The organism is Tateyamaria sp. ANG-S1 (genome assembly GCF_000814025.1).
In the GTDB taxonomy this organism is placed as follows: Bacteria; Pseudomonadota; Alphaproteobacteria; order Rhodobacterales; family Rhodobacteraceae; genus Tateyamaria.
In genome coordinates this window covers 32,412-59,229 of record NZ_JWLL01000008.1, presented here as the reverse complement: position 1 = coordinate 59,229, position 26,818 = coordinate 32,412, and the positions used below count along the sequence as shown (strand labels likewise).

At 56.6% G+C, this 26,818-nt stretch carries 29 protein-coding genes; 18 read left to right on the top strand and 11 right to left on the bottom strand.

From position 1 onward, the window contains the following. Positions 1-327 precede the first annotated feature (327 nt). From RA29_RS16795 to RA29_RS16780, 4 genes are all read left to right on the top strand, one after another. Complete coding sequence (locus tag RA29_RS16795) at positions 328-2,097, top strand: EAL domain-containing protein (RefSeq protein WP_241462636.1); 1,770 nt, start codon at positions 328-330, stop codon at positions 2,095-2,097. A 760-nt stretch (positions 2,098-2,857) separates the two neighbouring features. Continuing rightward, positions 2,858-3,646, top strand: coding sequence for a hypothetical protein (locus RA29_RS16790; protein WP_052249730.1), 789 nt, complete (start codon positions 2,858-2,860; stop codon positions 3,644-3,646). A 9-nt stretch (positions 3,647-3,655) separates the two neighbouring features. After that, entirely contained in the window at positions 3,656-4,855 is a 1,200-nt protein-coding gene (locus RA29_RS16785) for an MFS transporter (RefSeq protein WP_241462635.1), read from the top strand. 296 nt (positions 4,856-5,151) lie between these two features. Beyond that, positions 5,152-5,412, top strand: a complete 261-nt coding sequence (locus tag RA29_RS16780; protein WP_052249739.1) for a hypothetical protein — start codon at positions 5,152-5,154, stop codon at positions 5,410-5,412. Positions 5,413-5,486: 74 nt separating this feature from the next. Here the strand turns inward: RA29_RS16780 and RA29_RS16775 are convergent, their stop codons facing one another. Further along, positions 5,487-5,807 carry an H-NS histone family protein gene (locus RA29_RS16775; protein WP_039688121.1) on the bottom strand — a complete coding sequence of 107 codons (321 nt, stop codon included), beginning with the start codon at positions 5,805-5,807 and terminating at the stop codon, positions 5,487-5,489. 205 nt (positions 5,808-6,012) lie between these two features. On the opposite strand from RA29_RS16775, the gene RA29_RS16770 reads away from it, so the two are divergent. Continuing rightward, complete coding sequence (locus RA29_RS16770; protein WP_052249729.1) at positions 6,013-7,002, top strand: hypothetical protein; 990 nt, start codon at positions 6,013-6,015, stop codon at positions 7,000-7,002. A gap of 76 nt (positions 7,003-7,078) precedes the next feature. Continuing rightward, on the top strand, positions 7,079-7,369 hold the full coding sequence (locus RA29_RS16765) for a transposase (RefSeq protein ID WP_052249728.1): 291 nt from the start codon (positions 7,079-7,081) through the stop codon (positions 7,367-7,369). Positions 7,370-8,175: 806 nt separating this feature from the next. Here RA29_RS16765 and RA29_RS22045 read toward each other — a convergent pair. From RA29_RS22045 to RA29_RS22040, 5 genes are all read right to left on the bottom strand, one after another. After that, positions 8,176-8,874 (bottom strand): response regulator transcription factor, encoded by a 699-nt coding sequence (locus tag RA29_RS22045; RefSeq protein ID WP_052249727.1) that lies wholly within the window; start codon positions 8,872-8,874, stop codon positions 8,176-8,178. After that, on the bottom strand, positions 8,871-9,110 hold the full coding sequence (locus tag RA29_RS23295) for a hypothetical protein (RefSeq protein ID WP_193743561.1): 240 nt from the start codon (positions 9,108-9,110) through the stop codon (positions 8,871-8,873). Before RA29_RS23295 ends, RA29_RS22045 begins: the two co-directional genes overlap by 4 nt. Continuing rightward, entirely contained in the window at positions 9,107-9,433 is a 327-nt protein-coding gene (locus RA29_RS16745) for a hypothetical protein (RefSeq protein ID WP_039688115.1), read from the bottom strand. Before RA29_RS16745 ends, RA29_RS23295 begins: the two co-directional genes overlap by 4 nt. Positions 9,434-9,548: 115 nt before the next feature. Continuing rightward, complete coding sequence (locus RA29_RS16740; RefSeq protein ID WP_152613056.1) at positions 9,549-9,836, bottom strand: hypothetical protein; 288 nt, start codon at positions 9,834-9,836, stop codon at positions 9,549-9,551. 112 nt (positions 9,837-9,948) lie between these two features. Further along, complete coding sequence (locus RA29_RS22040; protein WP_052249726.1) at positions 9,949-11,616, bottom strand: hypothetical protein; 1,668 nt, start codon at positions 11,614-11,616, stop codon at positions 9,949-9,951. Between the two features lie 405 nt (positions 11,617-12,021). Here RA29_RS22040 and RA29_RS16730 point away from each other — a divergent pair, with 405 nt between their 5' ends. Together RA29_RS16730 and RA29_RS22495 are read left to right on the top strand one after the other, a co-directional pair. Continuing rightward, the gene (locus RA29_RS16730; RefSeq protein WP_039688111.1) at positions 12,022-12,687 is read left to right on the top strand and encodes an SOS response-associated peptidase; all 666 of its coding nucleotides are present in this window, start codon (positions 12,022-12,024) and stop codon (positions 12,685-12,687) included. A gap of 1,634 nt (positions 12,688-14,321) precedes the next feature. Then, complete coding sequence (locus tag RA29_RS22495; protein WP_082029580.1) at positions 14,322-15,170, top strand: DUF3732 domain-containing protein; 849 nt, start codon at positions 14,322-14,324, stop codon at positions 15,168-15,170. Positions 15,171-15,309: 139 nt separating this feature from the next. On the opposite strand, the gene RA29_RS22935 is transcribed toward RA29_RS22495, so the two are convergent. Both RA29_RS22935 and RA29_RS22930 read right to left on the bottom strand, forming a co-directional pair. Then, the gene (locus RA29_RS22935; protein WP_152613054.1) at positions 15,310-15,621 is read right to left on the bottom strand and encodes a hypothetical protein; all 312 of its coding nucleotides are present in this window, start codon (positions 15,619-15,621) and stop codon (positions 15,310-15,312) included. Further along, a complete protein-coding gene (locus RA29_RS22930; RefSeq protein ID WP_152613053.1) occupies positions 15,618-15,845 on the bottom strand; it encodes a hypothetical protein in 228 nt (75 codons plus the stop codon). The genes RA29_RS22935 and RA29_RS22930 overlap by 4 nt, the downstream gene beginning before the upstream one ends. A 187-nt stretch (positions 15,846-16,032) precedes the next feature. On the opposite strand from RA29_RS22930, the gene RA29_RS16700 reads away from it, so the two are divergent. Further along, positions 16,033-16,260: a hypothetical protein gene (locus RA29_RS16700; RefSeq protein WP_039688103.1), complete on the top strand. Its 228-nt coding sequence runs from the start codon at positions 16,033-16,035 to the stop codon at positions 16,258-16,260. Positions 16,261-16,331: 71 nt separating this feature from the next. Here the strand turns inward: RA29_RS16700 and RA29_RS16695 are convergent, their stop codons facing one another. Next, entirely contained in the window at positions 16,332-16,703 is a 372-nt protein-coding gene (locus RA29_RS16695) for a hypothetical protein (RefSeq protein ID WP_241462634.1), read from the bottom strand. Positions 16,704-16,977: 274 nt separating this feature from the next. On the opposite strand from RA29_RS16695, the gene RA29_RS16690 reads away from it, so the two are divergent. The 6 genes from RA29_RS16690 to RA29_RS16665 all read left to right on the top strand — a co-directional run bounded on the left by RA29_RS16690 (position 16,978) and on the right by RA29_RS16665 (position 22,526). After that, a complete protein-coding gene (locus tag RA29_RS16690) occupies positions 16,978-17,721 on the top strand; it encodes a class I SAM-dependent methyltransferase (protein WP_039688101.1) in 744 nt (247 codons plus the stop codon). 148 nt (positions 17,722-17,869) lie between these two features. Beyond that, positions 17,870-18,691, top strand: coding sequence for a phosphonate ABC transporter ATP-binding protein (gene phnC, locus RA29_RS16685; protein ID WP_039688099.1), 822 nt, complete (start codon positions 17,870-17,872; stop codon positions 18,689-18,691). A 55-nt stretch (positions 18,692-18,746) separates the two neighbouring features. Next, positions 18,747-19,652 (top strand): phosphonate ABC transporter substrate-binding protein, encoded by a 906-nt coding sequence (gene phnD / locus RA29_RS16680; protein ID WP_039688098.1) that lies wholly within the window; start codon positions 18,747-18,749, stop codon positions 19,650-19,652. A gap of 65 nt (positions 19,653-19,717) precedes the next feature. Next, positions 19,718-20,596: a phosphonate ABC transporter, permease protein PhnE gene (gene phnE, locus RA29_RS16675; RefSeq protein ID WP_039688096.1), complete on the top strand. Its 879-nt coding sequence runs from the start codon at positions 19,718-19,720 to the stop codon at positions 20,594-20,596. Beyond that, positions 20,596-21,915: a phosphonate ABC transporter, permease protein PhnE gene (gene phnE, locus RA29_RS16670; protein ID WP_052249723.1), complete on the top strand. Its 1,320-nt coding sequence runs from the start codon at positions 20,596-20,598 to the stop codon at positions 21,913-21,915. The genes phnE (RA29_RS16675) and phnE (RA29_RS16670) overlap by 1 nt, the downstream gene beginning before the upstream one ends. After that, entirely contained in the window at positions 21,915-22,526 is a 612-nt protein-coding gene (locus RA29_RS16665; RefSeq protein WP_039688094.1) for a chloramphenicol acetyltransferase, read from the top strand. Before phnE (RA29_RS16670) ends, RA29_RS16665 begins: the two co-directional genes overlap by 1 nt. A 49-nt stretch (positions 22,527-22,575) precedes the next feature. Here RA29_RS16665 and RA29_RS16660 read toward each other — a convergent pair whose 3' ends face one another. Together RA29_RS16660 and phnF are read right to left on the bottom strand one after the other, a co-directional pair. Further along, complete coding sequence (locus RA29_RS16660) at positions 22,576-23,757, bottom strand: alpha-D-ribose 1-methylphosphonate 5-triphosphate diphosphatase (protein WP_039688092.1); 1,182 nt, start codon at positions 23,755-23,757, stop codon at positions 22,576-22,578. Positions 23,758-23,844: 87 nt separating this feature from the next. Beyond that, positions 23,845-24,558: a phosphonate metabolism transcriptional regulator PhnF gene (gene phnF / locus RA29_RS16655; protein ID WP_039688090.1), complete on the bottom strand. Its 714-nt coding sequence runs from the start codon at positions 24,556-24,558 to the stop codon at positions 23,845-23,847. Positions 24,559-24,676: 118 nt separating this feature from the next. Here phnF and phnG point away from each other — a divergent pair, with 118 nt between their 5' ends. Genes phnG through RA29_RS16640 form a run of 3 tightly spaced genes read left to right on the top strand, consistent with a single transcriptional unit; the run spans position 24,677 to position 26,783 of the window. Further along, complete coding sequence (gene phnG, locus RA29_RS16650; protein ID WP_039688088.1) at positions 24,677-25,132, top strand: phosphonate C-P lyase system protein PhnG; 456 nt, start codon at positions 24,677-24,679, stop codon at positions 25,130-25,132. Beyond that, positions 25,132-25,692: a phosphonate C-P lyase system protein PhnH gene (gene phnH, locus RA29_RS16645; RefSeq protein ID WP_039688086.1), complete on the top strand. Its 561-nt coding sequence runs from the start codon at positions 25,132-25,134 to the stop codon at positions 25,690-25,692. The genes phnG and phnH overlap by 1 nt, the downstream gene beginning before the upstream one ends. Beyond that, on the top strand, positions 25,692-26,783 hold the full coding sequence (locus RA29_RS16640) for a carbon-phosphorus lyase complex subunit PhnI (RefSeq protein ID WP_039688084.1): 1,092 nt from the start codon (positions 25,692-25,694) through the stop codon (positions 26,781-26,783). Before phnH ends, RA29_RS16640 begins: the two co-directional genes overlap by 1 nt. Positions 26,784-26,818 lie beyond the last annotated feature (35 nt).

Sequence of the window (26,818 nt, the reverse complement as noted above, 5' to 3'; positions counted from 1 at the left end):
CTTTGCGCAGGTTACCCGGAATTCACCCCGTTGCGGTATCGGAAAGTGGAACTAAGCTGCATTCCAGCCGATGTCGCTCATTGTGCGCAACCAGCACCGCCAATCAAAGGTCTGCGTGACGCATTCGAAAAGCGTTTCAATTTTTAGCCAAATAGGCGTCTGAACACCACGCTGTTTAACCGTTTCGAACTTGGCATTCGTTAAGGTTCCCCGGCACAGCAACAACAAGTGTGTTCGATGGTACCTGCAGAAATCCTCAATCAAATTAGTGACCGGTGTACCGAGGGTCTCGCTCTGGCACTGGCATCGCCAGATGATGGGGCGATTATGGAACTCAAATGGTGCAACAAGCCGTTCACCAAAGTCACTGGCTATAGTGCAAATGAAGCGTTGGGGCAGCGTGGAACCATCCTCATCGGGGCCGACCTGGAACATGGTGTTCACCTGTTCATTATTGAGAAACTGATGAACTGGGAGAACTTCCAGACCGAGGCCGTTAACAATCGCAAAGGTGGCGAAACCTACTTTCAACGAATGAGTTGGAGTCATTTGACTGACCCCACTACGGGAGATCGGTGGTGGCTGTGTTCGATCATTGATCTTGGAGACCGGAGGCAGGGATCGCCGCGCGAACAACACAAAAGTGAAGCGGTGTCGCATGTAGAGGATGGCACCAGTATCCTGTCGAAAGTCCATTCGCTTGAACTTGAGAACGCGCGTTTGCACAAACTGGCACAGTCAGTTGCCAAAGATGCCAACGAAGACGCATTGACGGGGCTGTCCAACCGCCGACACTTTGAGGTTGAGGTCAAGACTTGGATCAACAGGCTCAAGGAAGAAGGTCGGGAATTTGCCGTCCTCTACATCGATCTGGATCGGTTCAAATTCGTCAACGACACGCTTGGCCATGAGGCGGGCGACAATCTGCTAGTGACCGTCGCAGATATTCTGCGAGAACTCACCGACGATGCTGATCTGGTGGCCCGGCTGGGCGGAGACGAGTTCGCAATTTTGCGGTCGTTGAGTTCAAGTGCGTTGGCGATCAGCGGCCTTGCAGATGACATAGTTCAAAGAATGCAGGCTCCATTTTTTTGCGATGGCAAATCTACTTCGTGCAGCACCAGCATCGGTGTGGCCATTGCCAACGCGAATACAAAAGATCCCGAACGCATCGTGGCGTATGCAGATGAAGCGCTTTACCATGCCAAAGCACAGGGCAAAGGGCGGTGGTCATTTTTCACCGAGCAGATGCACGCACAGTCGATTGCAACGAAACGGCTTGCATCTGACCTCTTCCTCGCCTGCGAGAGGCAAGAGTTTATCCCTTATTTTCAACCGCTTGTTGATGCACGAACGGGGGAGGTGGCCTCGGCAGAAACATTGGTCAGGTGGGCACATCCAACACGAGGCATCCTGCCACCTGTTGAATTCCTTGATAGCGCCGAAAACGTGGGAATCCTCAAGCAGGTCGATAAGATCGTCTTTGAGAAACTGAAATTGGCCATAGCAGTTTTTGACGAAGCGGATGTGTTGCTGCCACGGGTAGCCATCAATGTCTCTGCGGCGCGCTTGATGGACCCAACTTTCATCCATGACATTCGAAGTTCGGGGATTGCGCCCAATCGGCTTACAATCGAAATCCTTGAATCCGTGTATCTGGACCGGCTTGGCGACCTCGTACGCTGGACAATCGACGAACTTGATGAGATCGGCGTTACAATCGCTCTTGATGATTTTGGTACCGGTCATGCATCTGTCAGCGGTTTGCTTGAGATTAAGCCATCCATTCTGAAAATCGACCGATCTTTCATTCAGCCGATTGTGGATGATGTTACCAAACAACGGTTAGTTTCTTCGATTGTCGGAATTGGCAAAAGTCTTGGGATGCGGATCGTTGCCGAGGGCATCGAGACCGAAGACCATGCGCGCGTGGTCAGCGCGCTCGGGTGCGATTATCTGCAAGGTTACTTCTTTGGACGCCCCATGAGCGCAGAAGATCTGAAAGCTTTGTTGTGCGCGACAGATGGGCTGCTCTGGCCGCGCGCCCGGTCCTATGGGGCAAGTCAGGAGGAGGAGTATAGTGAGAAAGCGAGCTAGTTAGTTTGCGCGCGTAGTTAACGATGCCACGATGAACGGCTATGCTGCGGCGATGACCGCGAGATCAACAGCCCGCGTCAACGCTTCCGTCTCGGATGCCCTAGGGGTCGCATCTCCGCAGACCTGCCGCCGTCCGGCGCCAACCTCATAAAGACACGCAATGAAGGCACCGCTTTCCAGTGCGGTTGCGCAAGGCACCCATCTGCCGCCTGGCCCTTCAACTGGGGTGCCCTTGAGAGCGTTCACCGCACCGGATGGCGGAAAAGAGATTTGTGTAAACCGGTTTATATCGTTTTTGGAAGTCATGCCGCACCCACTCATGTGGGTCTTGCTTCCAATGTTTTCTGGGCAGAAATAGGGCAACGGACACTGAAAATTCCGTCAAATTTTAGGGGTCGACAGGGCAAGGAAACGGATTTGGTGTCCGGGTTTGTTGCAAGCGTAAGTCACCGAAAAGCTATTGACCCAAAGTCAGTTTGCTCAACTGAGGGAACGGTCTGTTGTGATGATTGGCGGTCTTGGCGGGCGTTACCGAACGGTGTCTTTTTAGGTACGGTTCGATGAGCGACAGCCAGAAGTACCCGGCCCATTGGTGGGCCAGAAATGTGAGATGTGGCGAACTTGAGGAAAAAATACCTCCTTGGACCGCATACCTTTGCCAACCGATTGGTCAGCGTGCTCAAAGCAATACTTCATTAACCAATCGATGACTAAAAAGAAGTGGCGTCTGCTTTCGCTGAGTTGCTGAGGGGGAAGGAACATGTGCATCGGACCGAACCGACTATTTCGAACAATAACGCGCTTCGCTGATGTACTTAGAGAGCTTGAGGAAGCTGGAATTCACGTGGTGCTGGGTGATGATTTCCTGGAATATCGCCGCCACCGCGCGCAGCAGCCCGATCGCAGCCCGGTCTATCCGATGTTCGACGTGCAAAGCTCGTATATCGACCACACGAATGGTTTTTGGATCTGCGGGTACGATCCGGGCGGAGACCTGATCCATACGCAAGCAATCCGCCTGTTGAACCTACAGGGTCTATCGCTTGCTGAACACCTGACGCTGCACCGGCACAAATACATCACTCCAGATTCCACCCCCGACCCTGACAAGACATCGTTTACAGGCCCGCGCGCACTCACCGCGATCACTGGGAGAGTGGGATATCACGGTGATTTCTGGCTTCGTTCAAAGGGGCTGGCCGGACCGCGCAGCCACGGTGCCACGGCCGTGCTGTCGCGCTTACTCCTTGAAATCGCCGCGTTGACATGGAACCCGTCCTATATGTTCGCTTTGGTTCCCAAATCCCTGGCGGCAAAGGGCGCGCACCTGCGCTACGGATACATTCACTGCGAGCCTGGACGCTGGATTGGACCAGATCAACAGATTACCGACGAAGACCACCTGATCTGGATGAGTGCTGATGACATGGCTGCACTGATTGAGGAAACGCCGCCCAAGGTCAGCGCTCGAACCCCTTCTGTCTCTACAAGCGATGCGACCACACCAGAACAAGATCTTAGTGTGGTCGATGCCGCAGTGAACGCCTGAAGCACATACGTGTCCGTTTCTTCATCAAAAGCAGTGCTCGCGACCGACGATACAGCAAAGGTGGCGACTCGCATCGCTATTCTGGGGCCTGTTTCGGCTCAGATCGCGTTCGTCATGGAACTTACCCTGGTGCCGGTGCTGTTGCCATCTATCCAGGCGGATCTTGGGCTTTCGCTCTTGGAAATAGCCTTGGTTTTCAATGCTTACAGCATCGCGATGGCTGCGGGTATTGTCGCCTGCGCGATAGGGGGGGATAGGTTCAATTCGTCACAGGTTTTCGCCTTGGGCGTCGTGCTGTTTCTGGCGGGGTCGGTCTTCATTTATGCAGCGACCGATAATTCTACGTTGATCATTGGTCGGGTCTGCCAAGGTCTGGGCGCAGGAATGTTTTCGCCCTTGATACCGGTGCTTCTGACACAAGCCGCGCCGCGCAAACCCGGTCGGACGCTCATTTTGTGGGGCAGCACCGCGGGATACATCGCAGCCTTTGCACCTTTGGCTTATGGGACACTCCTGACCGAAGCGAATTGGAACTTGGCATTTCTGTTCATCGCATTTGTCGCGGGTCTGTCCTTAATTTTAGTCACTCTGTCACAAAGGACCGGCAAAGCAACACCTTCGGCAAAAACCTCAACAGACTACACCGCAATTTTCAGGTCAAAGAAGCTGTGGTTAACGTTCGCATATGTCTTTGCGACCTATGGAGCGATTACATATTTTCTGTTTCGTGTCCCGCTGTTGCTGGTTGAAAGCGGCAAGGACACAGCTAGCGTAGGCTTGGTCCTGTCTGCACTCTGGCTGTCCTTTTCCATCCTGAGCGCGCTGCTGCGCAACCTGGTCGACAACCATCGCCTTCGGCTCATCATGGTGTCTGCGCCAATACTGATCTCAGTCGGCTTGTTACTTGCTTTTAGCACGGAAATCCTTCTTCTGATGCTGTCAGCGTGTCTGGTCGGATTTGGGCTAGCCTGCAGCAATTCACCGTCGACACAAATGGTGTTGCGGTTTTCCCCCACTGGCCTTGAGGCCCTTGCGACCAGCATTGATATTAGCGCGGCGCGGCTGGGTGGTATCCTGATGGTCACGGCGCTTGTCGATGTCGATATGCGGGTTTCCGTTGGAGCGATTTTTGTGGCCAGTCTGCTTGCCGCAGCTTGCGCGCACACGGTTGCCTGCCCGAACGCAAAGTCGACAAAAGACCAGCGTTAGTTGCACTAAGCACGCAAACAATAGCTTGCGTCATGCTTGTCCACTGACCGCTTTGCATCTACGGGCAAGTTGTTTGGGAAATTGCCAGAAAATGTCATTTAGAGCGCGAAGTGAGTGGCAGCTTCCACTGCTGAGCTTGAACTGTGTGCAGCTGCAGCGCAGGTCCGGTTCCCGCCCTCCGCGTTGGCGTTCGCTACATACACCCGTATGTTTTTGCTGAATTTTCTTGCGCTCGCGCTGCTGTTTGTTCTTTATATGTTCTCATTCGTTCAACGTTTTGAGTAAGGAGTATGTTTATGAGTAACGAACACAGATCAGCAACCAAACCCGTCAACAACAAGCCATTCTTGTTGGGCTATACCGTCACGCCAATTGGTGATGGCCAAAAATCTGTTTGGAGCAAGATTGCGGCCGCCTGGGCACACAAGGATGGGGAAGGCTATGAGGTGCGCATGGATGCCTTACCCGTCGACGGGCGCTTGGTTCTGCGCACCGTCAAAGACGATCAGCAGCCAAACAATGAGGTTGTAGAGCCATCTACGGATGGCCCCGCCTAGCGTTTGCGTAACTGCGTGTGGGAAAGAGGCGTGCTGAGAGGCACGCCTCTTTTCTTTTAGGTTTTTGGGTGAGTTTACTTTGCGATCAGCAGGTCTTCCAATGACTTGCCGTTGGCGAGAGCGTCCTTTACCCAATTGGGTTGGCGACCCTTGCCAGTCCAAGTTTTGGCAGGATTTTCAGGGTGGCAGTATTTTGGTGCGGACTTCGTGCCTTTGGATTTGGCATCGCCCGTCAGTTCACCCAGTGAAAAGCCCAGTTCGGCAGCGGCAGCTTGAGCTGCGGCGAGCGCTTCTTTCTTTTTGCGCGCTTTGTAGCTGTCGATGGCTTTGGTGGCCTTCTTCTGAATGTCTTTCAGCTCATCCAGCGAAAGCGCATCCCAATTGATCTCTGTCATGTTGTCTTCCTTCTCGTCTTTGGGCTCCCTAGTGCGCGATGATCAAAGCCTCAACTCTGATTTCGTGTCAGGTCACTCGGCCAATATAGGCGTTCATTTGGTATCCAGTGAGAGTTGGGCGTCTCCCTTGCGGGCCGGGTGCGCGTGAACGGAACCTGCGCTGCGCTTGTTTCCGCCCTGCGGGCATTGCCCCCTGACGCATCTATTGAGGCGGCTGTGCCGCCGCTTCCAAATCTTTATCGGGGATGGCGACATTGACCCGCTGCCGTGCCTGATCATGGTGGAGGGCGATGATGCAACTGCAATTGAAGCCTCATTGGCGGAAAACATCGAACGCCTGCCCATGGACGAGGTGGATCAGTACAAAGCCTTTGCCAAGCTGGTCAAAGAGGGGCGGGAGCCAGCGGACATTGCCGCTACCTTCGGGATCACCGAACGCATGGTGTCGCAGCGGCTGGCGTTGGGGCGGCTCTATGGGCCCATCCTCACAGCCTATCGCAAAGGCGACATCCATGCCCGCGACATCCGCGTTCTGACCATGGCGACCCCCAAGCAGCAAAAAGCATGGTGGGCATTGGTGAAGGACGAGAACGCCTATGTGCCCACAGGCCAGCACCTGAAAGACTGGCTCTTTGGTGGGGCACATATCCCTGTCACCAACGCGCTCTTTGATGTGGACGCGTCTGGACTTGCCATCGTGTCCGATCTCTTTGGTGATGAGGTGTATTTTGCCGATGCGGAGGCGTTTTGGTCGCAGCAGAACGCAGCCATCGCACATGCTGTCGAAGACCTCAAAGCCGAGGGCTGGGCAGATGTGATTGTCATGGAGCAAGGCGCATGGTTTGCCACGTGGGATCATCGCAAAGCATCCAAAGCAGACGGCGGAAAAGTGTTCATCACAACCACCACGCAAGGAGAGGTCACCTTCCACAAAGGTTACATCACCAACGCGGAAGCCAAGCGGCGCGAGAAGGCTGCACAGCGCACCACCGCCGCACCCAAGCCCGAACTGACCAAGGCGGCTCAGAACTACGTTGATCTGCATCGTCACGCGGCTGTCCGGGCTGATCTTCTGGACAACAGTGGCATTGCTCTGCGTCTTGTAGCTGCGCATATGATGGCGGGATCATCTCTCTGGCAGGTCGAGACTGATCCACAGAAAGCCGCCAAGCCCGAGAGTGCCGAGAGCCTTTAGCAGAACACGGGACATCAGCAGGTATCTGATTGCGCTTCGCTTTCCGATCGAGCGCGTTGGCTTTGAATCGGGCACGTTGAGCCAGCATCTGTTCTACGGTTTGAAGGCCGAAGGATTTGACGTCGTCTGCTTGGAGGCGCGCCAGGTCAATGCTGCCTTGTCAGCGATGCGCAACAAGACGGATCGGAACCACGCATGCAGCATTGCCCAGATCCTGCGGACCGGTTGGTCCAGCCCCGTTCATATGAAAAGCCGGGAGGCACACGGGGTTCGGGCTCTACTGAGTACGCGCAAGGCCTTGTTGAGCAAAACCATTGATCTGGCCAACGAAGTGCGCGGCTTACCTGTGAAGACTGATAGTCAATGACTGGGCGCCCGGTTCGATAAATCCTCGAAGCCCAAGGCATCCAGTTCCTTGATGCCGATGACACCGCTCGCGGACCAAGTGTTGCGCTAAGGAACGATGGATTGGCTTAGCAGTAGATATCGATTGCGATAGCTGGGCTACGGGCTCGCAGGATTTCTGGCTAATCGGAGGAGGTGAGTTGACCATCAAGGGTACAGAAATCACCCATCAGTGTTCGATCCTGTCATCGAAACCTTGAATTTTTAGTCAGTTTTTCTCGCAGTTGTCTCTTGGTAGTTGTCTGCTAATTTTGCTGAGTCGAGTAGCACATGACAGACCAAGAGAAGATTGTACGTTTAGAGTGTTTGCTCGCAGACTACGTGTATCGATATGGCGCGCTGCCTGAAACAAGCCGGTATTTTGTAGATGTTTCCCAGGAAAGTGACGGTGAGTTCGAACCGTCTGAACAGGTGATCAGTCGATCACCGCTCGTGGCAGACGAACTCCATGAGAAACATCCGATGATTAACTCTGTGTTTTCGATTGTGCCATAGCGTAATACCCGGCGGTGGCAGTCGCCCAATAAACCTATCAAACCTCCGAAGCCAAAAACTAAACAGGTCTGATCAACACGATCAGACCTGTTACACTGTTGTTCAGAAGCCGTTAAAAATACGTGCGATGTAATGTTCTGAGCATTTTGACACGAACAACTGTCAGTCATAACTCGAGCTTTCAAATTCTGAGAACCGTTCGATTGCGGCAGTGCACCATAGTTCGTGACACTAGTGCTGAGAAATTCCTTTTAAGCGGCAATTGGGTTTCAGCTATGCTGCCTTAGGCTTACCGCTGATCGATTGTACTCGCAATGCGTAACCCTCGCCCCAAACTGTTTGAATGCAGTTTGATGTTGATCCCGCCTCGCGCAGCTTTCGCCTAAGTTGACAAACCCATACATCGATCACCTTGGTGCTGGGTGTATCTTGCCAACCGTAGATGTGGTTAAAGACCATGTCTGCAGTGATCGTTTTGCCAGCCCCCAGGAACAGAAGCTCAAGAACCTGATATTGCCGTCGCGTTAGGTTTAGCAATTCACCATTTACGGAAAAAGCATTGCCGGAGGTGTGGAATGTGACGTCACCGCAAGTAACGTTTTGAGCGATCAGCCCGTTCGCGATACGCAGTATTGCATCGCACTGCAGCTTAGCGAGCCGATCATCCCCACAGTCGACTATGAATGCATCGGTATAAGCTGCGACTGAACTTGCGGAACCATCAGCTAAGCTGCGAGGTACAAGGCCGATAGTAATAGGCGTACTCAGTTCGTTCTTCGCGACGCGTGCTGCATGCGCCATTTTCAACGCGTTATCGCACATTCCAAACAAAGCGGCGTGAAAGCAGTGCGTACCTTGATAGTCCAGCATATCGTTCACACTCTGTGCTCTGTGTAACTCCCAATCCTGGCCAACCGCTTGGCTAACCACACGCGAAAAGAGCTCGTCTGGTCCTACAAACAAGACGTTCATGAAGATGTTTCTCCTTCCCATGCAATACTTGCGCTCAGTTCAGCCGCAGACTGATCGCAGCTTTCTGGGATAAGAACCTTCTCCAACTCTTGTATCGCATCTTCGATGACACTTACTGCTTTTGGGGGCCCTTCGGTCACAAAGAATTGGCGAAGGTCTGCCAGCACAAAAAGGGTCCACACCGAAGAAGGCGGCGTGCCCTTTGGGGGAAATGGCACGACATTGTCGCAATTCATATCGATGTCCTTTCCATTGCAGCCCGGCGCTCTGCACTGAATGATCGAGTAAACTCATCCAACTGCGCCGTCGTTGGAAACTCCCGAAAGTGAGCTGTTGACCCAAACTGAGACACCAGATTGTCGATCCAGTCGGGATTGAATTCAGCGGTTGTCACCACGGGGACACCACCGTTCCTTGCCGCGTTCACGACCCGTCTTAACTGTTTGAAGCTGTCTTCATTGGAGGGATCGACAATCGTGACGACGCAGTCGAACGTGTTTCTCGCAAACAAGGTTTCGGCATCTGTTGCGTTCTTAGAAAAGCTATAGTCTTCCGCCATTCGCATTATGGCGTCCGCCACAACAGGCACACAGGAAACTACAAGGATCCCTTGAGCCGGGTCACCTCGGTACGTCGGTCTCATTTTTAACTCCATATGGTGCGACGAGCTGGTGTCAGTCGCGGTCTTTTTCAGTTGAGGCGCAAGCTAGTTGGGCGACCCGTTCCGCCAAAAGCCCCAGTTGTACGACCTGCACTCCCGGTGCTCGGGTCGCCGCGAGGTCGGCAGCCGCATCGATCAATTCACTCGCGGTCCCAAGCAAGAGGCGGTGGGTGCCAACAGGATTTGGAGCCGAGCACAGAGTGTTTATCCAGACCCTGACTTCGGCAAAGACCGCCAGTTCTTCGGGAGTGAAATCGGTACCCTCGTCGTCGAGCTGCGCTCTGCTTGCGTCGCTGTCCATAGAAGCAACCTTTCGATTAGCCTGCGTGTGGACCACCTCATGGGCGACACAGTTAAAAACGAACAGGTTTCAAAGGTTTGTCACAGGTTACACTTCAGAAAATCTTTATATATCAATTATTTATTCGTCCGTCGATTGCATCAGACAAATCTGAGTAGTACTGAATGAACCTCTCCGGTCGGCTCGATTCGCTGCACAAACGCGGAACCACTGAGCGAGCATAGTGCCTCGGGTCGAACCCATTCCAGTTATCAGATTGCCGATTGATGACGTCTATTGCATCTCCACGACGATCCAATTGGTTAAGAATTGCTGCTCTGCGCATGAAGGTATACGGGGTTTCGAAAATGAGTGCCGCAGCCTCCTCTGCGGCCAAAGCTTCAGACCATTCTTCGCGAAACATATGCAGCCAGCCGATCCAGGTTAAGGTCATCCACCGAAGTGGATTGTCAGCAGATAGTGTCTGATCAAAGTCAATTGCTTCGGCCAGTATCTGTTGTGGGGCAACTGCACATGTGTACGGGATAACCAAGTGCAGGAAACGAGCCAGATCATGCCTTGGGTCAAGCTCCAATACGCGAGCCATAGCGTTTCTACTCTGCGAAAGCCGACCGAAGTGCCAATGGGACTGAGCCACGTTAAATACAACGTCGGGATCGAGTGGTGAGAGTTCCATCGCGCGTTGGGAGTGAAACAAAGCGGCTGCGTATGTTTCCTGATTGTCTGAAGGCTCGTAAACATTCGCAAGATAGCCAAGTTTGTCAGCAAGCACCGAATGTGCAGCCCCAAAATCTGGATCTTTTGATAACGCGAGCCGTGCGTAGTGAACGCGCATGAGCTCCCACTCGATTGCAGACCGCGCTACTCCTGGCACCCAAGTGGCTAGAACAAATAGAGCCTCAGGGGATAGGTCTTCAGGATCCAGTCCCTCAAGGATTTCTTTTGAAGCGCCAAACAGGCGGACACGCAGCTCACTTGCGGATCGGGTCTCAACATCCGATATCAACAGAGCTTGTGTCTCTGCGCTAAGTTTGCTGCTCCAGAGTAAACGATCCGATGATAAATCTACCAACTCGATGGAGACAGCGAACATCTCGTCTAAATTCGAAGTTGATATGGCAACCTTGAAGCTAGCTCCGGTTGCTAACTCATTTGGTGTTTTAGGCTCTAGTAAACTGAAGGTCGTCGTTCGTGAAAGCGCCCTTATCAGTGATGATTTCGCCTCGATTGCTAGCTTGTCAGTTGTGTCAGTGACACTGACTTGAATCCCAATCGTTTGAGCTTCCCCAGGTGGCCATAAGGACTGCCATAGTACAAGCATTACTGCCATCACCGCCAGAACTGGAATGACTAGGTAGCGTGCAAATAGCCGTATTTTTGTGTAGACTAATGCTCGCTCTTCTACGGCATCTGAGCTTATGTCTTCTGCCACGGGTTCACGCAGTTCGATGGTTGGGCGATACGTACCAACCGGAATATCGACAATTATTCTAGTGTCGTTGAACTCGCTTGCTTCAAATAGAGCAAGTGCAGAGCGTAAGCGACCCATCTCAACACGAACAACGCTGTCTGCCGCCGGGTCAAACTCGGTAGGTTTTCCAAAAATATCAAGACCAATGGAATAGGCTTTCAACCTATCGCCCTGCTCAAGGTACTCGGACCGAATTAGATGCGAGAGAAGACGCGCTCGACGCTTACTTCTGCCAAGCACCGACGAAGCTTCCACCTGCGCAATGTAATGCTCTATATCGGTTTCATCTATTCCAGCTGAAATTGGCATTAGATACTACCTCATGAGGTTTCGAAATCTTGGCAGGCAAAGTGTCTTTCGAGTAGCTATGATCAGGGTGTTTTATTCTTGGTTGTGCCCATGGGCGTACTCTAAAGTAGGGTCGCTCCGCTTGTGAGGCAACTAAACCATCTGTGCTGCGGCAGTAACTAGCGACTAGCTTCGCCAACCCATAGCAGCTTCTGCAACCGAGCACGCCCAGCGGGTTCTGCGATGAGTAAGTATGCTAATTTATCGAAGACTTCTGCGGTGCACTCAACGCAGCCATTACCCGTGTTTGTTGACTAGCCCAGCCCATACTTGACCGTTTCCAGCAAGTAAGCGCAGACTTCCAACGAAGTCCTGAAACCGATTTTGACCAATGAATTTCAACCCTAACAAACTGGATCGCTGCTAGTGTGCGGTCGCTTCATTCTTAGCACTTTAAGCTGGTACGAGTACCACGAGTTTCTATCGATCCTCAGACCGACGGAAACGCGCGTCAGCTACAATATCAAGCCGACGCAGGATGTTGCTTGCGTCACTATGCGAGATGGCGCTCCGGTCGCTTCTACGGCCCGCTGGTGGTTCGTCCCGCATTGGCACAAGGGCGATGTGAAAGACTGGAAGCAGACCACGTTCAACGCGCGGATTGAGACTGCGGCAGAGAAACCAACCTTTCGGATAGCATGGAAGGCTGGGCGGTGCATCATTCCAGCGTCGGGTTACTACGAGTGGACGGGATCAAAAGGAAGGAAACGGCCTCACTTCATCACAGTCGAGCAAAACGCGCCCGTCTTCTTTTTCGCAGGCGTGCACTCTGTACTGCGAGATGGAACCGAAACATGTTCAATCATCACGCGCCCGGCGGAGCCTGAAATAGAGCAGGTCCACCACCGCATGCCCGTAATTCTGGACAGCGCGCAAGTGACCGGTTGGCTAGAGCAGTCGGATGATGATGCGCATGTGCTTTCAAACTACGGCATGAGTTGGACAAACAGGTTTTCAGTGCGCGATGTAAAACCGTTTGGTCGAGATAATGACGGCCCAGAGTTGATTGAACAGGATGGTTTTGCCTTCTAGCAGCGAGTCCCGGTGTAACGGTATGCAGGAACTATTCGGCACTTACCATTGGTGACGAGCAGTGAAACCTTTTTCGGCATCATCTGTGCCTTCTCTTGAGTGCTGACAGAGACCTATGGAGCCACCAAGGATTGCGCAGTCCCTGATCGGTTCATGGGCTGACCTAGAGGATTGCAACAACACGTCATGCCTTGCTGCGTTCAAGGCGTTATCCAGACCCGGCACAAGGTGGTTCAGGTGGTGTTTTCTTGCGTAGTCTTTCAAGTCATTGCAAACTTCAATAATCCAATCGTGGTCATGCATTGACGAATCCTCAGGTTGCTCCCTAGTCAACCAGAAGGCGTCACGGTTAATGTTCGGTAAATCCGAAACGTGTGTGGCTGTCTTGCTTCTTCGTATGGCCATGCAGCGACACATGGGGTTGGCTGGTTGAGAGGTGACCTATCATGCGCTCATGGCTCAGCCTCGAAGAGCGAAGCACGTCAACGAGGGCTAGGTAGGTTTGCTCAAATCCGGCTTTGCGTGCTTGCTCAGCGGCCAGCATCACTCTCATTTCGAACCATTCTTGTGTAGGCATTTTTTTTACCTCCATAAACGATAGGTAAATTCCGCACTAAGTTCCTTAATGAGGTCTTAACGTGCAGGTAAACTCATCTCACGCAGGCGAGAGTTCGCCGACTTCCAGGCCCCGAAAGAACAACGGCTGCTACTAGTGCATAGATTTCGCGCACGTAACTCGAGTTTTGAGCGCTCTCGAACACGTATTGCTCGTTTCGGGAGATCAACTGTAAAACTGACAGCCACTGGGCCAGCAGGCAACGGCATTTGTCCAAGGGTTGTTTACGGCAAAGCAGAATGGATCTTGCTAGTTGGCTCGGTTGGACAGCTGCTGAGAAAGGACACTATTGCACCAGGTTCATCCGGCGGTTTGAGCTTCGAGAAAGTGCAGAAGTTCAGAATTTCGCCGTCAGACCTTGCGCACCTTGGGATGCGATCAAAGCTGCAACAATCCTTTTGGCCGCGTATGATATTGGCTGCGCTCTAAGAGGGCCCCGTTTCGTAGTACCACTGCGATTTGTTCAACACTTCGGCGTACGGATGCATCGCTCGCCACATTTGCCGCGCCGCCAATGGCGCTGGGAGCCAAGAACAGCGGGTTGCCAGTGAGTGCAGTTGACACAAAACCGGCCCCGGCAGTGTAGTTGCCGGCACCGGTGAACGCTCAGCATCCTTCTGACTAGCGCTAGACGCAAAAGAAAGCGAGCGGCGGACCACGTGGACGATAAGGTGAACCAGATCCCAGTGCGCGGCAGTTTTCAAGCTTTTGTCAGAGTTTACCTCACCTAAAGCACCGGTGTGAGCTTCGCGTAGCGCCGCGAAAAGCTCATATATCCTCGTTTGCGAGTCCTATGTCTAGATAAAGCAAATCAGCTACCAAAGTACTGCTTGGGCATTATCCTCTGGTATGCGCGAACGCCCGCTTTAGTCTGATCACCCCCGGGACGGTCCATCTCTGTTCCTGACCTGTTTCTGCGCCATGTCCCGCCCATAGTGCCTTGCCCAGTTCGGTCTGTCTTCGGCACTCGTGAACAACCGCATCTCTTCGCTATGCCGGGTCATGGCGACGTATTGGCATGATAGGCAAGCTGATTGAGATTGTTTGCAATCCGCGACTGCCCCAACAATGCAAGCGCCTCAGCCGCCGCTTTCTTGTCGGCCACGGCATCTTTGGGCCGTCGCTTGCGCCGCTTGGATTCCTGACCAAACACACAGGCACGGACATAGGCCGACAACGTCATACCTGCTGCCAACTCTTCCAGGCGCGCCCGCTCTACCTAGGCAAACTCCGTGATTTCCTAGAGTCCGTTCAACCGGATCAGGGAGACGAGGATACAAAAGAGGAAATCGAAGGCCTCAGAGAACAAATTTCCGCTGTAAAGTCACACCTAAACTCTGACGAGACCTCCTCTCGAATGGACACGTTCCTAAGCCTCATCAGCCAAAAGATGACCGAGTATTCCTCTCAACTTGATCTGGAGCACAGTGGAAGTTCACTGCGTTTGGATATCAAAAAGCTGTCCATAGTGGCGGACACAGAGGATGGTCCCATTCCTTTGAACAGAATGGGAAGTGGCGAGAACTGGGTCGGATATCACGTCCTTGCTCATTTGGCTCTACACTGGTGGTTTAGAAAAAGGGATCGACCAGTACCAGCGTTTCTCATCTTGGATCAACCGACGCAGGCCTACTATCCATCCGACAGAACGGAAGGCGGGCTGGACCAGATCGAGAAAGATGAAGACAGACAAGCCGTACTGGCGTTGTTCAAACTTATGTATGAGGGTTGCAAGCAGATTGAATCGCCGTTTCAACTCATTGTTTTGGACCATGCCCACCTTGCCAATGATTGGTTTGAAGCATGCATCATTGAAGAATGGCGCGGCCAGAACGCTCTCGTACCAAGAGACTGGGTATCAAGTTAATACCGCATCCCTGGTTTAGCTTAGAAAAGTTTCGCTTATGCTGTGTAGACAGTGCCTTTTCCAATGCCATGTTTTGTTAAATGACGGTTTGCAACCAGTTCTCCAAGATGTTTTTTCACTGTGTCGCGGTTAGCGCTCGTCAGTTCAACGACCTGTGCGATCTTGACTGCCCCAACGGTGCAAGCGCCTCAGCCGCCGCTTTCTTGTCGGCAACGGCATCTTTGGGCCGTCGCTTGCGTCGCTTGGCTTCCTGACCAAACACACAGGCGCGCACATAGGCCGACAACGTCATACCTGCTGCCAACTCTTCCAGGCGCGCCCGCTCTTCCTCGGTCAAGCGAATGACCAAGGGCGAAACCGAGCGACGTACGCTGCGCTTTGGTTTAGCTGATGGTGATGTCAGCGCAGCATCCTGGAAAGCCCGCGCTGTGCTCTGAGAAGGCTTCGTCATGGCGAAGGCTCCTCGGGTGCAGGCGTGTGGCGCACCGCATCACCCTCAACCTCTTCTTCGTGGTCGTGCGCTGCGATCTTTTCCAGCCTGTGGATAACTTCCGGCTCAGCCTTGAGAATATCCGCCCAGTTCTCTAACTGTTCAAGTAGTTCAGGTGCCGAAAAGGGTTCTAGGTTGTTCCCCTCCGGTGCACCATATGCTTGGTATTTTTCTTTATTTGTCAAAAGCTTCAGTAAAACCGCACTTCTTAGTCCACCCGGACACCCACTTTCCTTGGTTTGAGTTCGAGTGATCTTGCGGGCAGCCGCGCATAGTCGCGTTGGCACCCGATGGGGGAAAGAGCACTTCAGCATTTCCTAACCATTGCCGTGGATAACCACTGTCGAACCATTGCGAGTTTGGGGGCGACAAATGGATCTGAGCGGATCAACAGCTTTCTACGCGAGCACAGCCGAATTGGCAGGTCTCGCGCAAACCGGCATCGAGATGAGCGCTGACGAAGTCTCTAAGCGCAGACAACTCTTATTCTGGCTTTTGAAACAGGAAAAACGTGCGCCGCAGAAATCTAGTCAACCATTTCTGTTGCGTCAGGAATGGCGGGTGGGGCTCGCTGATGGTGATGTTTTCCTGTTTACTTAGAAAGTGGGTGAGAAAACTGTGTTTTAAACGCTTGTGAGACGGTGCAACATAAAGACAAGTGCTTTGCCAGTTCAAACCATGTGGCTCCGCGCCACCACCAACGGCGGGTCCTTCGGAGAGCTCCTGATATCAAACCACTTAAAAGCTGTGCCATCTGCGTTGCGCTTGTCACCCCAGCGGATCGGATAACCATTCAGTGTCTTCCGGATCAGGCTAGCACTGATGACTCTAGGCTCCAGTAGACACCAACTTGCCAAGCCGTGTTTTGACCGTAGGGCGTGCCCATAGAACATCCAGTCGCCTTTGCTGTTCACTGTCTTGGCGAGTTCTGTTTCGCTGGCAAAGCGTGACTCGGTTCGAGTTATAAACTGATCGGGAAAGCACTCAGCATACCCGGGACGCCGCATGCGGGCGGCAATGCGCATGTCTGTGGCGTCCAGCATCACAAGGTCAGTGGCTTCGTGCCAATCAAGCTGATCGGGTGCCACACTAAGCAGTTGTGCGCCTACGATATGGCAGATGTCGGGACGGAACTGGTCTGACCGACTTCAATTCTGACGGTAGTGGTACACGTTTGAAATGGCCGGGAATATTCTGAGTGCTGCGCCTCCGCAGAGCCCGTTGTGTCATCTGCCGCCAACGGCTGCGATCAGCCGATCTTCGGGGTGTTGAAAAGCGGTCCTGGCAGGGATCGGGCGCAAGTGGCATTCAAAGTGAATGGATGAGCTTTATGATGTGCCGCGCCTGGTCCGTATCTACGACGCGCTGAATTCCGACCGGTCCGATTTTGATTTTTATACTGCGCGCTTGCCACCACCGCCCGCGCGTATTTTAGATATAAGCTGCGGTACAGGTCTGTTCACACTAGATCTGGCGCACGCAGGCTACGATGTCACCGGCATTGATCCGGCACCGGAGATGATCGCCTTTGCCAGATCGAAACCTGAAGCACACCGCGTGGATTGGCATATCGGTCGGGTGTCGGATCTTGGCGCAGGTCGACGCTTTGATGCCATTGTGATGACCGGTCATGCGTTTCAGTATCTGCTGACCGACGAGGACGTCGCTGAACTGTTTGAAGCTGTCGCCGCACGCTTGACCCGCGACGGCAGATTCTGGTTCGAGACACGCAATCCCTGTGCGCGTGCCTGGGAGAGATGGGCCCCTGAACGGGCCCAGCCACCCATAGATTTGCCAGGCGGCGGCTGCGTGCAGGTCATACAAGAATTAACCCATGTTGAAGGTGAGATCGTGACTTTTTCCGAACGCTATACGTTCAGCCATGGGCAGGCATCAGATCAATCACGCAGCCAACTGCGCTTTATGCCAGCGGACAGAATTGAGGCATTGGCGCACAATGCGGGTTTGGCTGTGGACGAGATGTTGGGCAATTGGGATGGTTCGCCTGTGTCACGGACCAGCCCAGAAATCATTATGTCGCTGAAACCGCACACAGCCTGAAGGCTTCGCAACGCCAACGCAGTCGTATCACGCATCATGCGCAAGACCGCGGGACGGCGATGCATGCGTTCACAAAATCTTCGCGAAACTGATACATTTCCGAATCCTATCCGCTTCATACCGCCGCCTGTGCAAGCCGGGGGATGGAATGCTCAGGATCGAAAAACTGACAAAGGCGTTTGGGCAGAACGTGGCAGTAGATGCGGCGAACGTCGAGGTCGACAAGCCGCAGATGATCGGGATTATCGGGCGGTCGGGTGCGGGCAAATCCACGCTGCTGAGGATGCTGAACCGGCTGACCGACCACACATCCGGCGCGATCCATTTCGAGGGGCAGGAGATTACTGCCCTCAAAGGCGCGGCAAAGCGCGAATGGCAGAGCCAGTGCGCGATGATTTTCCAGCAGTTCAACCTTGTCCCCCGTATGGACGTGGTGTCGAACGTGCTGCACGGCACGCTCAATCGCCGCTCGACCTTGGCGACGCTGTTCAACCTCTACCCGACCGAAGACATCCACCGCGCCATCGACATTCTGGACCGTCTGGGCATTGCCGAACACGCCCCCAAGCGGGCGGAGGCCCTGTCGGGCGGCCAGCAGCAGCGCGTGGCCATCGCGCGCGCGCTGATGCAAAACCCACGGATCATTCTGGCGGATGAGCCCATTGCCTCGCTCGACCCGATGAACGCGCAGGTCGTGATGCAGGCGCTGCGCCGCATTCACGAGGAAGATGGCCGGATGGTCATCGCCAACCTGCACACCCTTGATACCGCCCGCCGCTATTGCGACCGGGTGATCGGGATGCGTGCGGGCCGCATCGTTTTTGATGCCGACCCGTCCAAGCTGACCACATCCATGGCCCGCGAAATTTACGGCGCGGGTGCCGAGTTTTCCGAAAGCGCCACCTCGACCGAGATCGAGACACTGGACGCTACGGAGAAAGCCAAGATGGAGGCCGAGGCCTACGTCTGACCTTCACCCCCGATGCGATCTACGTCGGGGTTTTTTCGTTCCAACGGAGAGAGACATGAAAACGATCATCGCTGCCGCTTTGGCAACAACTGCCCTGGTGGGCACTGCAAGCGCCGAAGGCATCACCGAGTTCCGCATCGGCATCCTCGGGGGGGAGAATGCCCAGGACCGCCTGAACTCGAACGAGTGCCTGCGCGCCTATACCGAAGAGGCGCTGGGTGTTGAGACCAAGCTGTTCGCGCCCGCCGACTATGCCGGTGTGATCCAGGGCCTTGTTGGCGGCACACTGGATATGGCGTGGCTGGGTGCGTCGGCCTATGCCGCTACCTACCTGCAGAACCCCGATGCGGTTGAGCCTGTGCTGGTCAAGATCAACCTCGATGGCTCCTATGGCTATCACTCCATCGGTTTTGCCCGCGCCGACAGCGCCATCGCCTCGCTCGACGATATGGAAGGCAAGGTGTTCGGTTTCGGTGATCCGAACTCTACCTCTGGCTACCTGATCCCCTCCATCGAGGTGCCGCAGTACAAAGACGGCATCACCATGGAGTCGGGCGACTACTTTGGTGAGGTCAAGTTCACCGGCGGTCACGAACAGACCATCGTTGCCGTCAACAACGGTGACATCGACGCCGGTGTGACCTGGGCCGACGGCCAGGGCGCGTGGGAAGACGGCTACAACTCGGGCGCGCTGCGCAAGGCTGTCGATGCGGGCCTCGTTGACATGAACGATCTGGTCGAGATCTGGAAGTCAAAGCCGATCCCCGAAGGTCCCATCGTTCTGCGCAAGGATCTGCCCGCGGACGTGAAGGCCACGATGACCGCGCTGGTCGACAACATGTTCGACACTGACAAAGACTGCACATACTCCATCTCGGCCGGTGAGAGCCTGGGTTTCGACCCGATCACCCACGAGGCGTATGTGTCCGTGATTGAAGCACGTAAAGCCAAATCCAACTGATTTAAGCGCGCGTCTGCCGGGTCCTCAGCTTCTGAGGGCCCGGTAATTTATTGGGGGACAAGGGTATGGCAGAGACCACAGCAAGCCCGCGCGATCTGGGCGGCATCCACGACGATTACATGGCATTGACGCGGCAGAAGCGTCTTTACTCCCTTGTTCTGCTCATCATTTTTATCGCGCTAATGGTCGCCGGGTTTTCGGTGGCAGGCGGGCGCAATGCCGGTTCGTTCTGGGGTGGGATCGACAATTTCTTTGACTACCCGTCTGAACTGGTGATTGAGGCGAGCGGGAAGCTGTCTGAGTTTCCCGATCACTTCGTGACCTTTTTTCCAGCGCTGATCGAGACGGTGAACATCGCTGCTGCTGCCACGCTGCTGGGCGCGCTGGCGGCCATCTTCTTGTCGCTTTTGTCCACGCGCGGCATGGCCCGCTTTCCGATGCTCATCCCGGTCTTTCGCCGCATCATGGATATCAGCCGCGCCATCCCTGAGATCGTGGTGGCGCTGGTCCTGATCTTTATCCTTGGCGGCGGGCCGGTGCCCGCGATGATCGCCATCGCGATCCACACCGCAGGCGCCCTGGGCAAGCTGTTTTCCGAGGTGAACGAGAATGCCGACCTGAAGCCCGTTGATGGGCTTGCCTCCGTCGGGGCCACGTGGGGTCAGAAGATGTTTCTGGGCGTGGTGCCGCAGGTCGCGCCCAACTGGTTGAGCTATGCGCTGCTCAGGTTCGAGATCAACGTGCGCGCCTCGGCCATCCTTGGCTTCGTCGGCGCGGGTGGTCTAGGCTACGAGTTGAAGAACGCGATTTCCTGGGGCCAGGGCCGCTATGACGAGGCGGCGGCCATCTTCCTGCTGTTGTTCCTGACCATCGTGGTGATCGACCAGACGTCGAGCCACTACCGTGACCGCCTGACCCACGGGTCCAAATCGGAGCGCCGCTGATGACCATGCTTGATACCGCCGACCTGAAAGGGTCCGCCGACCGCGTGATGGCGCGCAAACGGCTGGTGGGCTTCGGCCTGCCCGCGCTTGTGCTGGCATACCTGACTTACGTCTTCTTTGCCTTTGGCGTGCCGGAGCTGATCCAGAAGGCGAGCGGGACCAATGCCCACGCGCTGGTGGCTGACACCTACAGCCACAAGGTCCACGTGACCCGCGACAACCGCTCGGGCGATGTGCGCGTCGCCATCGAGGGCGAGAACAAGGGTGCCTATCCTAACGGTGAGGCCCCCGATTGGGTCTCGCTTGGTGAAGAGACGGTGATTGATCTGGGCGACGGTCACATCATCACCTACCTGCCCGAGAACAACGGTGTGACCTATGACGTGCCGGGTTACGGGCTGATGACGTTCGAGGTGTCCCGGTCGCAGGGTGTGTTTCAAAACTATCCCACCGAAGAGTTGCCGGACTGGATCAGCGCCTCGAAAAACCGCGTGGCGATCACGACCGAGGCGGGCCGCCTGTCCGTCACCCGCAACCGGACGGAGGTGTTTCGGTACTTCGTCGGGTGGGAGCTGTTCTTTTTCACCCTCGACAGCCCCTATCACGGGATGAGCTTTGGTGAGGTGGTGGGCCGCGCCGTCAACGGTGAGGCGGGCACAATTGCCCACGACTTCTGGAACAATGCCATGTGGCGGCATGGCGATGTCGCCTGGGCCATATTCGAGACGATCCTGATGGCCTTTCTCGGTACCATGGGCGGTGCCATCGTTGCACTGCCGCTGGCCTTCCTCGCCGCGCGGAACTTTGCGCCGCTGGTGGCGGTCCGCATGGCGACACGGCGGCTTTTCGACTTTATCCGCGGCGTCGATGCGCTGATCTGGACGATCATCCTGAGCCGCGCCTTTGGCCTTGGCCCACTGACCGGCGCGCTGGCGATCCTGATCACCGACACCGGCACCTTTGGCAAGCTGTTCTCGGAGGCCCTGGAGAATGTGGACAAGAAGCAGATCGAGGGCGTGCAATCGACCGGGGCCAAACCGCTGCAACGCTACCGCTTTGGCGTCATCCCCCAGATCACGCCGGTTCTGATCAGTCAGATCCTGTACTTCCTGGAATCCAACACCCGCTCAGCCACCGTCATCGGGGCCATCACCGGGGGTGGCATTGGCCTGCTGCTGACGCAGGCCATTATCACCCAGAAGGACTGGGAAGAGGTCAGCTACTACATCCTGCTGATCATCGTTATGGTGGTGTTCATGGACTGGCTTTCCGGCCTCTTGCGCCGCAAGCTGATCAAGGGCGACGACGGCGGGCATTGATGGCAAACGCTTCGGGTGACCCCCTCATTCACGACGGGGTCGATCATGTGAACACGACCCTCGGGCGTTATACCGTGATCGCAACGGGCACACGTCTGGCGCAGGTCGAGATGGGTGACTACAGCTATTGTGATCGGTTTTGCGATCTGGCCAACGTGACAATCGGCAAGTTCTCCAATCTGGCGAGCTTTGTGCGGATTGGGGCCACCGATCACCCGCTGGAGCGCGCGTCGCTGCATCATTTCATGTACCGGTCGGCAGGGTATTGGGAGGATGCAGAGGATGACGCCGATTGGTTTGAGCATCGCGCGTCCCGACGCGCCTTTGTCGGGCATGACACTTGGATTGGTCACAATGCGCAAATCAAGCCGGAGGTGACGGTAGGCCACGGGGCGGTCGTCGCATCCGGCGCCATCGTGACCAAGGATGTGGCCCCCTACACCATCGTGGGCGGGGTGACGGCGACGAAGATCCGGGACCGCTATGCCCCCGGGGTGGCGGACCGGATGATGGCGCTGGCCTGGTGGGATTGGGACCACGCAACGCTGCGGGCGCGGTTGGACGACTTTCGCGCGCTGAGCGCAGAGGCGTTTCTTGAAAAGTACGCGTGACGGTGGCGCACCACGGGTGCGCCTTACGTAAGGCGGATCATGATCCGCCCTATTCGGCGGCCACTGACAACCGTGCCGGTGCGTCGCTGACACGGGCGGCGACCTCTCCGCAGAGATGCGTCCAGCGGCCACCGGCCATGGTCGCCTCGATCTGGCGGGTGTCGGCGTTGATGATGGTCAGATCGGCGCGTTTGCCGGTGTCCAGCGTGCCGCGGTCAGCGAGGCCCATGATGGCCGCCGGGCGGGTGGAGATCATCTCCCACGCCTTGGCGAAGGTCAGGACGCCATTGTCCGCCAGCTTGAACGCGGCCTGGGACAGGGCGGGGTAGTAGTAGTCCGATACCAGCGCGTCGCAGGCTCCTTCGGCAACCAGAACGGAGGCCGCGATGTTGCCCGACTGGCTGCCGCCGCGCACCACGTTTGGCGCACCCATCAGGATCGGGTCACCCCATGCGCGCGCGACCAGTGCGGCCTTCATCGAGGTAGGGAATTCGCAGATCTTGGCCCCGATCATCGAGTAGTGTTCGCGCGTCGCTGCATCGTGGTCGTCGTGGCTGCCATAAGTGACGCCCATCCGGTCGAAGGCGGCAGCGAGGTCGCAGAGATAGCGCGGTACGTCTTTATCCTGTGCTTGAGCGGCATGCACGCGCGCCATGTGCTCGTCCGCCGTACGCCCGGATTTGCGAGCCCAATAGACGATCTCTTCGGGTTTGGTGCGGGCGAGGTCCAGTGCCTCGTCCAGGTGATTGTTGAAGATCACATAGTCGATGCCATGGTCGCGGATCGCGGTGATCAGCCGGTCTTTCTGATCGACGGTGTGCGTTTCGCACCGGATCTGGATGCGCAGGTCCGTCTGCATCCGGGGGCGGTAGGCGGCGTGGGCCGCGAGGAATCCTTCCGCATAGTCGGGGCCACGATGCCCGCCCTCCCAACTCCAGCTTTGGGCCATCCAGGCCGTCGTGACACCGTTTGCGGCAGCGTCACGGTCGGTGCCGACGAGGCCCGTTTCAAACGGGAACGGGGCGGAGGGACGCGGCGCCATGTGGTGTTCGAAAGCGTCGCCGTGCAGGTCGATGATGCCGGGCAGGACGAGGTAGCCGGAGAGGTCGAGCTGGGGTTGCGCGGCGTCGACCACCTGCCCCTCGGCCACGCTGAGCGGAGCGTCCAACAGCGTTCCATCGCGCAGGATACGGGCGCCGGTCATGCAAAAGGCGGGAAAGGGTCGGGGCATCTGTGGGCTCGATCAGGGTATAGCGCGAAACGTGTTTCCCGTGATGGTAGCCTGTGGATATGTCAGCGCGGTGACGTCACAAATCTTTCACATGTCCTCGGCCAGCGTGAGGCTGACCCGGTCGCCCGCGAACCACGTACGGCCCAATTCGATGGGTCGCCCTGTGGTGTCGATGTTGAGGCTGTCACTGCGCAGGATCGGCGCGCCTTCGGCAATGCGCAGGTGCAGGGCCTGGGTCGCCGTTGCCGACTTGGCCGTGAGGCGGGTCCAGGCGCGGGTGTAGTCGGTGACGCCCCCAGTGTGCAGGGCTGCCGTGACTGATCCGGATTGGTTCAGTGCACCGGGCAGGTCCGGAAAGGGAGCGGCTGGAAAGACCGAGCGGAAGAGCGCGATGGGTTGGTTGTCGGCGAGGCTGAGCCCCTCGTAGGTGTGGACTTGGTCATTTGTGCCAAGGCCCAGTGCCTCGCGTTCCTTGCTGTTGGCGAGGCGGGTTGTGACAGACAGCACCTCTTTGGCCGGAATGCGGCCCGCCGCGCGCAGGTTCTGGTGGAAGCGCACCCGCTTGCCGATGGGATAGTCGGTGGGCGTTTGCGCAACGAAGGCCCCTGCCCCGCGTCTTGTGTGGACAGTGCCCGCCTCGACCAGCGCCGACAGGGCGTGGCGCACCGTGTGCCGGTTCACGCCAAAGCGGGACGCCATCTGCGCCTCGGTCGGGAGCTTGTCGCCGGGGCGGTAGGCGCCATCCGCGATCTCGGAGGACAGGGTGGCGGCGATGGATTTCCAGATGGGTGTGCGTGCCACGGGCGGCCCCCTGTTCGTGTCACGAAACTTTCACAACAAGCGGATGGACGGGATGCGCCGACTCGCCTATTATTTGTCTAGTTGTATAGTAATCTCGACAACTTCGCAAGGTGTATAGATGGACGGATCAGGCGACCCGAATGCAGCCCGCAAAGCGTGGCTGTCGGTGCTGGCCAAAGCACAAGCGGCGGATGTCGCTGCGCTGTGGGCCAAGGCGGGATATGCGCCGGACCACGAATTGCTGCGCGCGCCGGAGATTGGTGCCGTCATGGTACGTGGGCGTGCAGGGGCCGTGGGTGCGCCGTTCAATCTGGGTGAGATGACGGTGACGCGGTGTTCGGTGCGCTTGGGTTCGGGCGAGGTTGGGCATGGGTATGTGCAAGGGCGCGGCAAGGATCACGCGATACAGGCGGCGCTGACGGATGCGCTGATGCAGACGGTCGACGCGCCTGCGGTCGAGGTGGCAATCATCGCGCCCTTGCGCGAGGCCGCTGAGGCGCGGCGCACGACACGCGCGGCCAAGGCAGCGGCAACCAAGGTTGATTTCTTTACCATGGTGCGGGGAGAGGATTGATGGATCACGCAAGCCTGTCCGGCGGGTTTACGGACCCGCCACAGCAAAGCGCCGTGGCCTTTCGCGGTATCATGCAGGCCATGGCCCGGCCCGGTTCGATTTGCGAGGTGGCGGGGGCCGTGGCCCCAGCGCCACTGTCGGTTGCGGCGGGCACTGCTTTGCTGACCCTTTGTGACCCAGACACGGGTGTGCATCTTGCCGGGGCTTGGGACACGAAAGGCGTGCGCGACTGGATCACGTTTCAGACCGGCGCGCCGCTTGTCGCGGCAGAGGCGGCTGATTTCGTAGTCGGGGGCTGGGGCGACATTGACCTGTCTGTGCTGCAGACCGGGACGCCGGAGTACCCGGACCGCTCTGCCACCGTGATTGTCGAGATGTCGGAGTTGCGGGCAGAGGGTGCGACGCTGACCGGGCCGGGGATCAAGGAGCGCGCGGTGCTCAACCTGCCGGATTTGGCCGTATTCCAGCGCAATGCGGCGCTGTTCCCGTTGGGGCTGGATTTCATGTTCACGTGCGGAGCGCAGATGGCCGCCCTGCCCCGCAGCACGAAGGTGATCTGATGTATGTCGCGGTAAAAGGCGGTGAGAAGGCGATTGACGCCGCCCATGCCTGGCTGGCCGAAGAACGGCGCGGGCCGGAGGATGTGGCCGAGCTGTCGGTGGATCAGATCAAGGGGCAGTTGAAGCTGGCCGTGAACCGGGTGATGGCCGAGGGGTCGCTTTACGATCCGGACCTTGCCGCGCTGGCCATCAAGCAGGCGCGCGGGGATCTGATCGAGGCGATTTTTCTGATCCGGGCCTACCGTACCACCCTGCCCCGGTTTGGTGGATCGGAACCGGTTGATACCGAGGAGATGGCCTGCGACCGCCGCGTGTCGGCCACGTTCAAGGACGCGCCGGGTGGGCAGGTTCTGGGCCCGACCTTTGACTACACGCACCGGCTTTTGGATTTCAAACTGGCCGCGGACGGAGAGGCGCCCAGCGCGCCTGAGCGGGCGGAGACGCCGGAGAGCAAGCCGCACATCATGTCATTCCTCGACCGCGAGGACCTGATCCAGCCGGAACCGGAGGGGGCGGAGACGCCGCCGGACCTGACCCGCGAGCCGTTGGAATTGCCCGCCGAGCGCCCGCTGCGTTTGCAATCGCTGACGCGGGGGGATGAGGGGTTTATCCTTGGGATGGCATACTCGACCCAGCGCGGATACGCCCGCAACCACGCCTTTGTGGCCGAGTTGCGCATCGGTGCCTGCGCGGTCGAGATGGACATTCCCGAGCTTGGGTTTGCCATTGAGGTGGGCGAGGTCGAGCTGACCGAATGCGAGACGGTGAACCAGTTTCAGGGGTCGAAGACCGAGCCGCCGCAGTTTACGCGCGGCTACGGGCTGGTGTTCGGCATGTCAGAGCGCAAGGCGATTTCCATGGCGCTGGTCGACCGGGCGCTGCGGTGGAAGGAGTTGGGCGAGGACAATGTGGGCGCACCGGCGCAGGACGAGGAGTTCGTGCTGTATCATGCGGACAACATCCAGGCGACGGGGTTTCTGGAGCACATCAAGCTGCCGCATTACGTCGATTTCCAGTCCGAGCTGGAGCTGATCCGCAAGCTACGCCGCGAGGCGATGGGGCGACGGGCGCACAAGGAGGCGGCGGAATGAGTGCTCTTCACGCCTTGGCAGGCGATCATCGCGAC

Excerpts from the sequence above, each read along its gene's own strand:
- RA29_RS16690 (WP_039688101.1), top strand. The coding sequence starts at position 16,978 with ATGGATGAGCTTTATGATGTGCCGCGCCTGGTCCGTATCTACGACGCG.
- RA29_RS16695 (WP_241462634.1), bottom strand. The coding sequence starts at position 16,703 with ATGCTGGACGCCACAGACATGCGCATTGCCGCCCGCATGCGGCGTCCC.
- phnE (WP_039688096.1), top strand. The coding sequence starts at position 19,718 with ATGGCAGAGACCACAGCAAGCCCGCGCGATCTGGGCGGCATCCACGAC.
- RA29_RS16775 (WP_039688121.1), bottom strand. The coding sequence starts at position 5,807 with ATGACAGAGATCAATTGGGATGCGCTTTCGCTGGATGAGCTGAAAGAC.
- RA29_RS22495 (WP_082029580.1), top strand. The coding sequence starts at position 14,322 with ATGATAGGCAAGCTGATTGAGATTGTTTGCAATCCGCGACTGCCCCAA.
- phnD (WP_039688098.1), top strand. The coding sequence starts at position 18,747 with ATGAAAACGATCATCGCTGCCGCTTTGGCAACAACTGCCCTGGTGGGC.
- RA29_RS16795 (WP_241462636.1), top strand. The coding sequence starts at position 328 with ATGGAACTCAAATGGTGCAACAAGCCGTTCACCAAAGTCACTGGCTAT.
- phnE (WP_052249723.1), top strand. The coding sequence starts at position 20,596 with ATGACCATGCTTGATACCGCCGACCTGAAAGGGTCCGCCGACCGCGTG.
- RA29_RS16640 (WP_039688084.1), top strand. The coding sequence starts at position 25,692 with ATGTATGTCGCGGTAAAAGGCGGTGAGAAGGCGATTGACGCCGCCCAT.
- RA29_RS16740 (WP_152613056.1), bottom strand. The coding sequence starts at position 9,836 with ATGGACAGCGACGCAAGCAGAGCGCAGCTCGACGACGAGGGTACCGAT.
- RA29_RS16745 (WP_039688115.1), bottom strand. The coding sequence starts at position 9,433 with ATGGCGGAAGACTATAGCTTTTCTAAGAACGCAACAGATGCCGAAACC.
- phnH (WP_039688086.1), top strand. The coding sequence starts at position 25,132 with ATGGATCACGCAAGCCTGTCCGGCGGGTTTACGGACCCGCCACAGCAA.
- RA29_RS16780 (WP_052249739.1), top strand. The coding sequence starts at position 5,152 with ATGAGTAACGAACACAGATCAGCAACCAAACCCGTCAACAACAAGCCA.
- RA29_RS23295 (WP_193743561.1), bottom strand. The coding sequence starts at position 9,110 with ATGAATTGCGACAATGTCGTGCCATTTCCCCCAAAGGGCACGCCGCCT.
- RA29_RS16665 (WP_039688094.1), top strand. The coding sequence starts at position 21,915 with ATGGCAAACGCTTCGGGTGACCCCCTCATTCACGACGGGGTCGATCAT.
- RA29_RS22040 (WP_052249726.1), bottom strand. The coding sequence starts at position 11,616 with ATGCCAATTTCAGCTGGAATAGATGAAACCGATATAGAGCATTACATT.
- phnC (WP_039688099.1), top strand. The coding sequence starts at position 17,870 with ATGCTCAGGATCGAAAAACTGACAAAGGCGTTTGGGCAGAACGTGGCA.
- RA29_RS16660 (WP_039688092.1), bottom strand. The coding sequence starts at position 23,757 with ATGCCCCGACCCTTTCCCGCCTTTTGCATGACCGGCGCCCGTATCCTG.
- RA29_RS22935 (WP_152613054.1), bottom strand. The coding sequence starts at position 15,621 with ATGACGAAGCCTTCTCAGAGCACAGCGCGGGCTTTCCAGGATGCTGCG.
- RA29_RS16700 (WP_039688103.1), top strand. The coding sequence starts at position 16,033 with ATGGATCTGAGCGGATCAACAGCTTTCTACGCGAGCACAGCCGAATTG.
- phnG (WP_039688088.1), top strand. The coding sequence starts at position 24,677 with ATGGACGGATCAGGCGACCCGAATGCAGCCCGCAAAGCGTGGCTGTCG.
- RA29_RS22045 (WP_052249727.1), bottom strand. The coding sequence starts at position 8,874 with ATGAACGTCTTGTTTGTAGGACCAGACGAGCTCTTTTCGCGTGTGGTT.
- RA29_RS16790 (WP_052249730.1), top strand. The coding sequence starts at position 2,858 with ATGTGCATCGGACCGAACCGACTATTTCGAACAATAACGCGCTTCGCT.